We start from the raw sequence: 11995 nt of genomic DNA, 5'->3' as shown, positions 1-11995 counted from the left end.
GCCCGGATCCATACCGGGGAGGTTGTCCACGATCGCAGACAACAGGTATTGGCTACGAGCGAAGACAATGCCGGCTGACTATGAACGTGGACAGGATCCAGTGATGGTCAACATCATGAACGCCCGCCAGTTCGGCGCGGCGGTGCGCGCGGCCCGCAAGCAGCGCGGCCTGTCACAGGAGGCCCTCGTCGCCCAGGCCGGCGTCTCCCGCGCCTGGCTGGCCCGCTTCGAGACCGGCCACCCCGCGGCCAGCATCGAACCGATCTTCCGAGTGCTCGGCGCCCTCGGCCTCAGTCTGAACCTGGTGGAACACAAGACCAGCGACGCCGAGAGCGCGGTGCTTGCCGCCCTCGCCGCGCGGGACAAACGCTGATGCCCGCACGGAACCTGCTCGTCGTCATGTACGGCGGCGTGGTCGGCCGCGTCACCCAGACCTCCGCCACAGCCGAGCCGGAGTTCACCTACGAACCCACCTACCTCGCCACCGGTTCCACCCCCCTTGGCGTGCGCATGCCCCTCGCGGACACGACCTACCGGGGCACGAGCGTGCGCGCCTTCCTCGAAGGCGTGCTGCCCGAGGACCCACGGACCCGACAACGCTGGGGGGCCCTGTTGGGCGTCGAGCCGGACGACACCCTGGCGATCCTGTCCCAGATGGGCTGGGACTGCCCCGGGGCAGTGCAGTTCTGCCTGGCGGACGCACTCGACGAGATGCAGTCGCGCGGCCGGCAGACCCAGCCCGTCAGCGATCAGGACATCGCCGGCCGCATCCGGGCGCTGCGCACCGGGGACTCCGCGTCATGGACTCTGCCCGACGAACACTGGTCCCTACCCGGCCAGCAGTCGAAGTTCGCGCTCGCGAAACTCCCAACCGGATGGCACGAGGCCCACGGCTCCGCGGCGACGACCCACGTCATCAAGCCCGGGATCGGGCGCCTCCACCACCAGGCACTCGTCGAACACGCCACCATGCGCGCAGCACAGACGCTTGGCCTCGACGTTGCCCGTACGGAATTCACCTACTTCGGAGAAGGTGAGCCTGCGATTGTCATCGAGCGTTACGACCGCGTGGTTCTCGATGACGGGACTGTCCTGCGCCTTCACCAGGAGGACTTCTGTTCAGCCAGCGGGCGGCTCCCGCCGAAGAAGTACGAGGCTCACGGCGGCCCCGGGCTGAGGGACCTCGCCCGGATCATCGTGCAGAACACAGACGACCGGGTCGCCGGCCTGGCGGCGCTCGGCGACTTCGCCGCGTTCAACTACGTCGCCGGGGCGCCCGACGGCCACGCGAAGAACCTGTCCCTCCTGCTGCTCCCCGGAGAGATCAAGGTCGCGCCGCTCTACGACCTCGCCACCAGCCTCCCCCACGGCGGCGACGCGGCACTACGGGAAGTCGCCGTCGGCATCGGCGGCCGGCGGAAGTTCGGCCAGGTGCTCGGTAGGCACTGGGACCGGGCGGCGGCCACTTTCGGCATCCAGACCGAGGAGTACCGCCAGACCGCCAGGGAGATGACCGAAGCCTTCCCGGACGCGTTCTCCGATGCCCTGCACGAGGTGGGCACCGCCGAGGCCGATGACGTGCGGCGGCGCTCGCTCGACCCGATCGCACGACACACGAAGCAGGTAACCGAACGCCTCGACGACCCGATCGAGCACATGGCCCCCCGAAACCCTGCGCGACGGTATCGAGACGCCCTATGACCTGGTCCAACGCAGGCGGGATCGACCAGCTTGCGCCGGCCTCCTCTGACGATCAGCGGGGAGAGCCTGAAGCAGGCACGATCACGATGACCAGACGCGCCGGAGCCCCCGGAACTACCAGACCTGCGGAACATATGTTCGATTGCATGGATGATGCTACCGACCCGGTACTCACTGGGCATCACCCCTGGCCAGCAGCCGCGTGGCGACCGGGCGGATGGTGATTTCGGGACCCTGAACAAAGATCAAGTGGTTCTTATTCTGGTGCGTTAGCTCCACCAACCGCTCGATGGGTAGGTGTCACATGCCGCCCGAGCTGGTCGTTCGGCGGTTCGCACACACCAAGCTATCGATCTTGGTGACAAGCGTTTTACGTTTGCGACGCTCTGACCAGCATCGTTACAAGATCGGCATGCGGCGGTCATCGATCCCGACGCGGGTTGGCCTCACTTGATCCGGCAGGACGCCTTGGGGTGGCAGCTCGAGCTCCCCGAGCGAATGCCCATGCGGAACGGTTCGTGCGTACGGTCCGGGCCGAGGTTACCGACCGCATGCTGATCTTCAGTAGAAGACACCCGCGGACCGTCCAAGCCGAATATGTGGGCCACCACAACGGACGACGACTCCACCGTGGCCGTGATCTTCGGCCGCCTCGGCTCGACCACCCGATCGCCGACGTCACCACGGAACGGATCGGGCGCCGACCTGTCCTCGGGGGCCTGGTCAACGAATACGAACGAGCCGCTTGAAAGCCCAGCTCAACGCCGGTGGCCGAGTTCTTGAACCCCACAAGGTCACCTACCTGAAGCCGGACCACCCTGATTTGACGTGATGACTGCGTCAATCTATCGTCGATGCATGCTCTACCCCACTCCTGCCCTCAGACCTGCCGACGATCAGGTGCTCAGCGAGATTGACGGCATGCGGGATGCACTGCGGCACCAAATCCAGACCACGCCGTCGAAATGGACTGAGGGGCTCCGTAAGTTCCTGACCGCCGATGCCGTCGCAGCCTCGAACTTCATCGAGGGCTTCAAGGTATCCACGATCGACGTCGAGGATCTGATGGATGGCGAGCGAGATGTCGAGGTCTCGGACGAGAACCGCGAGGAGACCCTCGCCTATCAGCGGATGATGACGTATATCCAGACGCTCCACGATGCCGAGGACTTCAGCTACAGCAAAGGCCTACTCAACGCTCTGCACTGGATGTTGCAAGGCCACCGTCACACCGTGCGCAAGCCGGCCGGGCAGTGGCGCCGGGGCCCCGTCTACGTCACCGACGCCCGCGACCCCAGCATCGCGGCCTATACGGCCCCGGACGCCGATGTCGTCCCCGCGCTGATGAAGGAACTCATCGACTGGCTCAACGCCAACAACGGCACCCATCTGCTGGTGCGAGCAGCTATGGCACATCTGCATCTTGTGTCCATCCACCCCTGGGCCGACGGGAACGGCCGTATGTCCCGTTCGCTGCAGACGCTCATGATCGCCCGCGAAGGCGTCCTGGCCCCGGAGCTCTCGTCCATCGAGGCGTGGCTCGGCCGCCCCGGCAACACCTGGGAGTACTACCGCGAACTCACCGATCGGGGCCCGAAGTACCTTCCCGACCAGGACGTCTCCAGCTGGATCCGCTTCAACCTGACCGCCTACCACCAGCAGGCCCAGACCGTTCAAGGCCGACTCGACCGCTCCGGGCGGGTATGGGGCGCACTCTCCGAATTCGCCGAGAACACCGGTCTGGACGAGCGAGTGGCGACCGCCCTACACGACGTGGCCATGGCTGGACGCGTCCGCCGCTCACGTTACGAGCACGCCGAGGGCCTGAGCCTGCAGCAGGCGCAACGCGACCTCCGCGACCTCACCGCCGCCCAAGTCCTAGAACCGGTCGGCCGAACCCGGGCCCGCTACTACACGGCAGGCCCCCGCTTCCCTCAGTCGGCACTTGACATCGCGCGCACACCCATGACCTTGAGGAATCCATACACCAGCTGACAAGCAACTCGCGGGCCGGCCGTGGCCCGATCGGTGGTTATCTCGACCGGACGACGGGGCATGTCCAGAATCGCCGTCCACGCTGTGCGAGCCGGGCAGCAGCGACGCGCAACAATGGCGACCGTATCGAGTGATCGAGGATGGGCGTGACGCCGCGAAGGCGGCGGAAAGGGGGGTGTCGGTCCGCACGGTCCTGTCCCGGCGGGCACGCTACACCCAGCAGGGGCTGCGGGGTGCGGATCCTGCACTGCCTTGCGTGCTGCAAGACGACCGAGAAGCCGAGTATTGACGGCGAGTACACACTCGGTGTAGACACTCGGTGTGTCCGTTTCCCTGACGCTCCTTGGCCTGCTTGACCGTCAGCCCAGCCATGGCTATGACCTCAAACGTGATTACGACACGTATTTCGGGCGGGGGAAGCCGCTGCCGTTCGGGCAGGTGTATTCGACGCTTGGACGGCTGGCCCGCGACGGCAAGGTGGTGATAGGCGAGGCCGAACCGGGAGCCGGTCCTGACCGCAAGCGCTACGTCATCACCGAGCAGGGCGCGACCGAGGTCCAGGAGTGGCTGAGCGAGCCGGTCGAGCCCGAGCCGCACCTGCAGACGGTGCTGTTCGCCAAGGTCGTGCTCGCCTTGATGCTGGGACGCTCGGCCGAGCAGTACCTCGACACTCAGCGGGCCGCCCACTTGCGGCGGATGCGGGAGCTGACAGAGACGCGGCGGTCCGGTGGCGTCGTGGATGCGCTGCTGGCCGATCACGGCCTGTTCCATCTGGAAGCCGATCTGCGTTGGATCGACCTGACCGCGGCCCGGCTCAACGCCTTGGCGGAAATGGTGAAGAGCTGATGAGCGCTGTCAATGTCCCCGACACTCTCGCTTCGCGCGGCCGCTTGGTCGAGGCGCGTGACGTGTCGTTGTCGTTCGGCCAGACGCCGGCCCTTCGTGGCGCCAGCCTGTCGGTGAACGCCGGCGAGATCCTGGCCGTGATGGGCCCCAGTGGGTCGGGCAAGTCGACGCTGCTGCATTGCTTGGCCGGCATCTTGGCGCCTGACTCCGGAGAGATCCGCTTCGCTGGTCGTCGGATCGACATGCTGCGCGAGCAGGAGCGCAGCGCGCTGCGGCGCGACCGGTTCGGGTTCGTGTTCCAGTTCGGCCAGCTCGTCCCCGAGCTGTCCGCCGAGGAGAACGTCGCGTTGCCGCGGCTGCTGGGTGGCGTCCGCCGGGCCGAGGCGCTGCGCGACGCCCGCGCCTGGTTCGAACGGCTCGAACTGGACGGGCTGGAGCAGCGCAGGTCCGGGGAACTGTCGGGTGGGCAGGCCCAGCGGGTCGCGTTGGCCCGCGGCCTGGTCGCGCGGCCCGAGGTGCTGTTCGCTGACGAGCCAACCGGGTCGCTGGACTCCCTCACCGGTGAACGCGTCATGGATCTACTGACCGCGGCCGCCCGCGAGCAAGGCACCACCGTCGTGCTGGTGACCCACGAGCCGCGAGTGGCCGCCTACGCCGACCGCGAAGTCATCGTCCGCGACGGCAAGGTCACCACCCTGTCCGCCGATCCGGTCCTGGCATGATCCGCCTTGGGCTGCGGCTGACCCTGGGCGGCGGCAGAGAAGCTGCCGTTCGCCTGGCCATGATCGCGGTCGCCGTGGCGATCGGGGTGGGCCTGCTGTTGACGATGCTGGCCAGCATCAACGCGGTCAACTACCAGAACGCCCGCTACGCCTGGCTCGAAACCGGCTACACCGGATCGAACGCGCCGGCCATCTCGACGAGTACCACCAAGACCGACCCGCTGTTGTGGAAGCTGCGCGCCGACTACTACCAGGGCAAGCAGATCGGACGGGTCGACCTTGCGGCGACCGGCCCGGCCGCCCCTATCCCGCCCGGCATCCCGGCTCTGCCCGGGCCGGGCCAGTACTACGCCTCACCTGCCCTGTCGAAGTTGCTGCACCACACCCCGGTCGCCCAGCTAGGCGACCGGTTCCCTGGCACCCAGATCGGCACCATCGGCGACGCTGCGCTGCCCGCACCGAACACCCTGATCATCATCGTCGGGCACAGCGTCGCCGACCTGTCCCACCAACACGACGTCAAGCAGGTCACCAGCATCAGCACCACCGTGCCCAGCAGTTGCAATGCCGACTGCGCGCTCGGGGTCGGCATCGACGGCAACGGCATCACGCTGATCCTGTCGGTGGTCGTGGCCGCGTTGCTGTTCCCGGTGCTGATCTTCATCGGCGGCGCGACCCGGCTGTCCGCTGCCCGCCGGGAACAGCGTTTCGCCGCGATGCGTCTGGTCGGCGCGACCCCACGGCAGATCTCAGTGATCTCCACCGTCGAATCCAGCGTCGCGGCTGTCGTCGGGGTAGCCGCCGGCTTCGTTCTCTTCGTCGCCCTGCGCCCCGTTCCGGCGGCGATCCCTTTCACCGGCGACCCGCTCTTCACCAGCGATCTGTCCCTCAGCCTGGCCAACGTGCTGCTCATCGCGCTCGGCATCCCGATCGCGGCAGCAGTGGCAGCACGGCTCGCCCTGCGCCGGGTGACCATCTCCCCGCTCGGCGTGACCCGCCGGGTGACCCCCCGCCCACCCCGCGCCTGGCGGATCATCCCGCTGCTGGCGGGCCTCGCCGAACTCGGTTACCTCGCCTACTTCAGCCACATCGGCGGAGCCGGCAAGAGCGTCAGCACCCAGGTTGTGGCCTACATGTCCGGCATCCTGCTGACCATGACCGGGCTGGTCATCGCCGGGCCATGGCTGACCATGCTCGGCTCCCGACTCATGGCCCGGCGTGCGAACCGGCCGGCCACCCTCATCGCCGGACGCCGACTCGCCGACAACCCACAGGCCGGCTTCCGCGCGGTCAGCGGGCTGGTGCTCGCCGTGTTCGTCGGCACCTGCGCGCTCGGGATCATCACCACCATCGTCGCCGACAACGGCGGCGTCGCCGGCAACACGGCCAACTCCACCGGCACCGTCGTCGACGAGTTCGGGGAGTGGGACTCGCAACCCACCATCACCTCGATCCCGGCCGCCACGACCACCGAACTGACCTCGATCGCCGGTGTCACGGGGGTAGCGGCGATTCGCTCCAACCCCGGCGGCACGGGGGCGCCGGCGGCGTACTCCAAACCCGGCTCCGGCCCCATCTTCGGGCCGCCGCCGCAGGTGGCCTCCTGCGCCGAACTCGCGCACACCCCGACATTCGGTCGCTGCCCCGCCAGCGCGGACACCGTAACGATCAGGCCCGACTTCCAGACCGGGGTCATCGGCAAGTCGTCGATGTCCGACACCACGTGGCCGGCTGCCGACCTGTCCACCGCGCGGCTACAGAACCTGCCAGTCAGCATGATCGTCATCAGTACCGACGGATCGACGGCGGCAGTCGAGCAGGCTCGCACCATTCTCCAAGCCGCTTATCCCTCGGTGTATCCACCGATGACGCTTGCCGAATACACGGTGCAGAACAACGCCAGGACGTCTGCCTACCGGCAACTAGCCAACGTCGTGATCCTCGCCAGCCTGCCGATCGCCGGCTGCGGTTTGGCCGTCAGCGTCGCCGGTGGCCTGACCGAGCGCAAACGCCCGTTCAGCCTGCTGCGTCTTACCGGCGCCCCGCTGGCCATGCTGCGCCGCGTCGTCACCCTGGAAGCCGCAGCCCCACTACTCATCTCCGCCGTCGTCGCCGCCGGAACCGGGCTGCTCGCCGCCCAGCTGTTCCTCCACGCGCAACTGGGCGACACGATCCAACCGCCAAGCGTCCAGTACTACCTGCTCGTCCTCGCCGGGCTCGTCGCTTCCCTCGCAATCATCGCCTCCACCCTTCCGCTACTCAAACGCATCACTGGACCGGAAACCGCCCGCAACGAATGAAGGCCGGGCTTGACCTCATGCTGAGGACTGCGTGGATGATCGTGCGGTGTGCTGGCCCGCCGTGGTCATTCGGACGTGTCCTGGGGCTCGAGCCGGGACAGGCCGGCGCGTATCGCGGCGGCGGTCTCGTCGAGGTTGTCGCAGCCGCGGGTGTCCGCGCCCGGAACTCGCGGCGTCACCGCCGTCAACCGGGTCGGCATCCGCATGTACCTGACGGTCGGCGGCCGGCAAGAACGCGCACACCACCGTCTACCTGGCCGTCGGCGCCGCCACGGCCGTCACCGTCACCGCCCTGGCCCTCTGGACGGCTCGTCGTCGTCGACGGAGCGCGCCGGACCTGCACTGAGTTCACGCGCGGCAGTGGCGGGCGGTCTCGAGTTCCTGCGGGGCGAGCTGCGGACCAGCGGTGTACTCGTGGTCACGCGCGGGTGGTGTCTCGCTGGTACCGCCCACCGTCCCTGTCCGCCCAGGCGGCACAGCACCGACACGTCTCCGCAGGTAGAAAGCAAGATCAGAGTTCACGTTCCATCCCCTCAGCTCCACCTATGATTCCGCAGGTCAAGCACCTGCTGGTGATCTTCTTCGCGGCGTGGGCCTTCGGTGATAGGCGCACTCTTGCGACACACGTGAGGGTCGCTTCGACCCCGATCATGGCGGTCCTGCTCTCGTGAGGCTGTCACTGATCTGTTCGTCGCCGAGCGCAGAATGTGTACTCGACGCCGCAAACCTTGTACTGATGGCTCAGCAAGACCTGTACTAGCAGGAGCGCAAACCTTGTACTGCTAGACTCGCAGATTGTGTACTGTGGCCGTATGGCCATGTCAAGGTATGTTCCGCGGATCGCCGACGGGCGCTTGGCGAGTCTGCTCGCGGGGCTGCCCGCTGTCATGGTCACCGGCCCGCGCGCCGCGGGGAAGACGACCTCCGCCCGGCGGATCGCCAACGACATCCTGCGGTTAGATGACCCCGCGGTCGCCACGGCGGTTGCCGCGAACCCGGACGCAGCACTGCGGCGCGCGCAGGAACCCGTTCTCCTCGATGAGTGGCAGAAGGTACCGGAGATCCTGGGCGCGGTCAAGCGCGCGGTCGACGATGACCCCCGTCCCGGCCGGTTTCTCCTCACCGGCAGCATCGAAGCCGACTTCACGACGCGCCAGTGGCCCGGGACGGGTCGGGTCGTCCGGTTGGTCCTGCACGGTCTTACCGAACGGGAGATCGCTCACGCCGTCGATCAGCCAAGCCTGCTAGATCTGCTTCTGGACTCGGACATCTCGCAACTGAGCATCTCGGGCCCGTCCCCGGGCCTGGATGACTACGTCGACCTGGCATTGAGGAGCGGCTTCCCCGAGGCCGCCTTGAACCTGAGCGCACCAGGGCAACTCGCGTGGCTGGATGCCTACATCGATCACGTCGTCAATCGAGACGTGTTGGCCGCGGGGGAGCAACGGGACCCGATTCGACTACGCCGCTACCTCGAGGTTCTCGGGCTCTCGACGGCCGGCCTCCCCGCCGAAAGCACGGTTTACCAGGCCGCCGGAATCAACCAGCGGACCGCGGACGCGTATGACCGGATCTTGGCTGCCCTCTACCTGATCGAACTGGTTCCTGCCTGGGCGACGAACCGCCTGAACAGGCTGACCAAGCGGGCGAAGCGATACCTGACCGATCCCGCGCTCGCGCTTGCCGCCGCCCGGGTGGACGAGCGGAGCGTCCTGCGGGACGGAGACCTGCTCGGCAGGTTGATTGACACCTTCGTCGTCGCCCAGCTACGGCCGGAAGTGACCCTTCTCCACCCTCGTGCCCGGTTGCACCATATCCGCTCTCGGGATGGCCAAGAGGTCGACGTCGTCATAGACCTCGGAGGAGGCGAAGTGATCGGAATCGAGATCAAGGCTTCCTCGGCGCCGACCGCTCGGGACGCCCGCCACCTCATATGGCTGCGCGATCAGCTCGGCCCGGACTTCCGCGCGGGAATCGTGTTCCATACCGGCCCGATCCCCTTCGATCTCGACGACCGGATCTGGGCACTGCCCATCTGTGCGCTGTGGGCAGCCCGGACGGGATAGCCAGCCTGCGAGCAGCCGAACGAGTAGCCATGGGGCCGGCAGACCTCGCCCAGCGATGGCAAGCGCTGGGCGAGGTCTGTGCAGGTCAGCAAGGGCCTGTAGAAATAACGGCTCTGCCAAGATTCCGGTGGTGACAGACCCCTCGTTGCACTCGATCGGACGGCAAGACCGGCTCCGTAGCGACGTGGCCCGGGCTCAGCTCATGTCTGGTCGTTCGCCCGCACGACAATCCCCGCAGTGACGGTCACCAGACGGGCGGAAGTGCCAGGAACTACCAGGTTTCGCGTTTCATCTAGGATGACTCTGACGCGATGAAGGGGCGGGGCCTCCGCTCCTGGCGACGCCCGGGGTGCGGGGTAGGTCCTCGGGGGTTACTCACGTCGACGAAGGAGGCCCCTATGGATCCATCGTATGAGGGACCGTCAGATTGTGCGCCTGGATAGCTTTCCGCGGCGAAGAACTCACCCATGGATCGGTGATAGAGCCGGTAGCAGTCATGGTTCCTGCCTGTCACGAAGGCCGATGGCGCCGATGGTGCGACCGCGCGAGGACAGCGCACCGAGACCACTCGGGTGAGGTGCGACCATGACGTTGCTGTTCAAGATCGACGGCGCTAACGCGACAGCGCTCCAGGCCGTCTCGCTTGCCGAGGCGGGGCTCGCTGAACGCGCCCACCTGCAGGAATGGGTACTCACCAACCCGGCGGTCCTCGGCGAAGACGTTCTCATCATCACTAGCGAGTACGACCAGTGGGCCGGCAACGACGGCGTCCGCGCCCGCGACCGTCTCGACATCCTCGGACTCGACACCGCCGGCCGACTCGTCGTCGTCGAACTCAAACGCGACACGGCGCCGGGCGACACGCACCTGCAGGCGATCACCTACGCCGCGATGGTCTCCGGCTTCACCGCGGACTCACTCGCCGACGCCCTCGCCACCTGGCGGACCAGACGCGGCGAGCCCATCGACGCCGTGACAGCCCGGGCAGCGATCGACGAGTTCGCTGGCGAGCTCGACCCGGAGCTGCTCCGCAAGCCACGGATCATGCTCATCGCCGGAGGTTTTCCCAAACAGGTCACCAATACCGCCGTCTGGCTCTCTCAGTACGACCTTGTGATCGAGCTGGTCGAGGTCTCCGCCTGGCGTTCCGGCGAGGAGATCCTTGTCGGCTTCAACCGGCTCTGGCCTACCCCGGGTGCCGAGGAGTTCACGCTAAGCCCTGCGGCGCGGGGCGAGGCCGAACGGGTCAGTCGCAAGGTCGAGCAACGCTCGCGCGCAGCCTCAGCGGTCCGCCGGCTGATCGACGCTCAGACCCTCGCCGACGGCACGCCGCTGCGGCTCACGCTCACTCCCGCGAGCGCCGCGCAGCGTACCCAGCTTGAGCAGTGGGTGCAGGAGGATCCCGCCCGCAGCCGGGCCACCTGGCACAACGACCCAGCCGGCCCTCTGCGTTGGGAGGGCGACGGCGTGCACTGGCTCCCCAGCGCGCTGGTACGCGACCTGATCGGCAGGGCGACCGGAGCCACCCCAACCGCGGTTCGGGGAACGATCTGGTGGGAGACCGACAATGGTCAAAGCCTCGCCGATCTCGCCGAAAGCGTGCCTGGTAAGACCAAACGCGACTGGTCTGACCTGCACGCCTACCTCGACGTCCTGCCCGCAGGCCGCTGGACGACCTACCGTGACCTCGCTCAGGTCATCGGCACCGCCGCCCAGCCACTCGGCAACCACGTCACCAGCTGCAACTCCTGCCAACACGCCTGGCGCATTCTCAACGCCGCAGGCAAGATCGCCGACGGCTTCAAATGGTCCGACCCCACCAGGACCGAAACCCCACAGCAGGTGCTCGAAGCCGAGGGGATCACCTTCACCAACGGAGTCGCTGACCAGACCAAACAGCTCGGCCCGACCGACCTCAAGAACCTCCTCCGCGACCACGACTGACGGCGTGCAGGTCAAGGCGCGGCACTTGCCAACGGCCCTGATGCTCCCCACCTGGTCAAAGTTCAGCGGCAAGGGCACGGGCAGCGCGGTGCCGACCCATGAGACGCCCGCTGGGACCGTGGTGCCACCGTCGCCGGACGGGCTCGAATCGCCCTGGGTGTGGACGTACCGGCCGCCAGCCCCTCCCTCGGCGCGACCGCGGCCTGAGCACAAGCATATTCCGAGGCGGATTAGGAAGGTCGACGCGACCACGATGCCCAACGATCACGGTGACCAGGCGGCCCGGAAGTGCCCGGAACCGCCAGGTGTTCGGAACGCTTGTTCTACTCGATAGACGATGTTCCGATCGGCGCGGTCACCGGGCATCGTCCCTGATCAGAGCCCGGGTAGCGACCGGTCGGACAACGATCTCAGGGCCAGC

General features: G+C 67.3%; 10 protein-coding genes and 1 pseudogene. 9 read left to right on the top strand and 2 right to left on the bottom strand.

Going from position 1 to position 11995, the window contains the following annotated elements; genetic code table 11:
• The 7 genes and pseudogenes from NBW77_RS20550 to NBW77_RS20520 all read left to right on the top strand — a co-directional run.
• Positions 1-373: helix-turn-helix domain-containing protein (locus tag NBW77_RS20550; RefSeq protein ID WP_250280175.1), on the top strand; the 373-nt coding region annotated here is incomplete at its 5' end.
• Positions 373-1701 (top strand): type II toxin-antitoxin system HipA family toxin, encoded by a 1329-nt coding sequence (locus tag NBW77_RS20545; RefSeq protein WP_131747143.1) that lies wholly within the window; start codon positions 373-375, stop codon positions 1699-1701. The genes NBW77_RS20550 and NBW77_RS20545, both read left to right, overlap by 1 nt.
• Positions 1702-2174: 473 nt before the next feature.
• Positions 2175-2450, top strand: a pseudogene (locus tag NBW77_RS20540) (integrase core domain-containing protein); the annotation flags it as partial.
• Between the two features lie 151 nt (positions 2451-2601).
• The gene (locus NBW77_RS20535) at positions 2602-3696 is read left to right on the top strand and encodes a Fic family protein (RefSeq protein WP_250280174.1); all 1095 of its coding nucleotides are present in this window, start codon (positions 2602-2604) and stop codon (positions 3694-3696) included.
• Between the two features lie 321 nt (positions 3697-4017).
• Entirely contained in the window at positions 4018-4542 is a 525-nt protein-coding gene (locus tag NBW77_RS20530) for a PadR family transcriptional regulator (RefSeq protein WP_131747141.1), read from the top strand.
• On the top strand, positions 4542-5264 hold the full coding sequence (locus tag NBW77_RS20525) for an ABC transporter ATP-binding protein (RefSeq protein ID WP_131747140.1): 723 nt from the start codon (positions 4542-4544) through the stop codon (positions 5262-5264). Before NBW77_RS20530 ends, NBW77_RS20525 begins: the two co-directional genes overlap by 1 nt.
• The gene (locus NBW77_RS20520) at positions 5261-7564 is read left to right on the top strand and encodes an ABC transporter permease (protein ID WP_131747139.1); all 2304 of its coding nucleotides are present in this window, start codon (positions 5261-5263) and stop codon (positions 7562-7564) included. The genes NBW77_RS20525 and NBW77_RS20520 overlap by 4 nt, the downstream gene beginning before the upstream one ends.
• Before the next feature lie 65 nt (positions 7565-7629).
• Here the strand turns inward: NBW77_RS20520 and NBW77_RS22170 are convergent, their stop codons facing one another.
• Complete coding sequence (locus tag NBW77_RS22170) at positions 7630-7764, bottom strand: hypothetical protein (RefSeq protein WP_284346965.1); 135 nt, start codon at positions 7762-7764, stop codon at positions 7630-7632.
• A gap of 148 nt (positions 7765-7912) precedes the next feature.
• Positions 7913-8086: a hypothetical protein gene (locus NBW77_RS20515; protein WP_165486142.1), complete on the bottom strand. Its 174-nt coding sequence runs from the start codon at positions 8084-8086 to the stop codon at positions 7913-7915.
• Between the two features lie 296 nt (positions 8087-8382).
• Between NBW77_RS20515 and NBW77_RS20510 the strand changes: the two genes are divergently transcribed.
• Together NBW77_RS20510 and NBW77_RS20505 are read left to right on the top strand one after the other, a co-directional pair.
• Positions 8383-9630, top strand: a complete 1248-nt coding sequence (locus NBW77_RS20510; protein ID WP_250280173.1) for an ATP-binding protein — start codon at positions 8383-8385, stop codon at positions 9628-9630.
• Positions 9631-10215: 585 nt separating this feature from the next.
• Positions 10216-11574 (top strand): MGMT family protein, encoded by a 1359-nt coding sequence (locus NBW77_RS20505; RefSeq protein WP_131747138.1) that lies wholly within the window; start codon positions 10216-10218, stop codon positions 11572-11574.
• The last annotated feature ends 421 nt before the right edge of the window (positions 11575-11995 follow it).

Source organism: Frankia sp. Cppng1_Ct_nod (assembly GCF_920656135.1).
GTDB classification, from domain to species: Bacteria; Actinomycetota; Actinomycetes; order Frankiales; family Frankiaceae; genus Protofrankia; species Protofrankia meridionalis.
Note: the sequence above shows the minus strand (reverse complement) of the source record. Positions and strands in the feature narration are given on the sequence as shown.

What these genes read in the sequence shown, in the direction of transcription:
- NBW77_RS20520 (WP_131747139.1), top strand. Translation starts at nt 5,261, where the DNA reads ATGATCCGCCTTGGGCTGCGGCTGACCCTGGGCGGCGGCAGAGAAGCT.
- NBW77_RS20510 (WP_250280173.1), top strand. Translation starts at nt 8,383, where the DNA reads ATGTCAAGGTATGTTCCGCGGATCGCCGACGGGCGCTTGGCGAGTCTG.
- NBW77_RS22170 (WP_284346965.1), bottom strand. Translation starts at nt 7,764, where the DNA reads ATGCCGACCCGGTTGACGGCGGTGACGCCGCGAGTTCCGGGCGCGGAC.
- NBW77_RS20525 (WP_131747140.1), top strand. Translation starts at nt 4,542, where the DNA reads ATGAGCGCTGTCAATGTCCCCGACACTCTCGCTTCGCGCGGCCGCTTG.
- NBW77_RS20505 (WP_131747138.1), top strand. Translation starts at nt 10,216, where the DNA reads ATGACGTTGCTGTTCAAGATCGACGGCGCTAACGCGACAGCGCTCCAG.
- NBW77_RS20545 (WP_131747143.1), top strand. Translation starts at nt 373, where the DNA reads ATGCCCGCACGGAACCTGCTCGTCGTCATGTACGGCGGCGTGGTCGGC.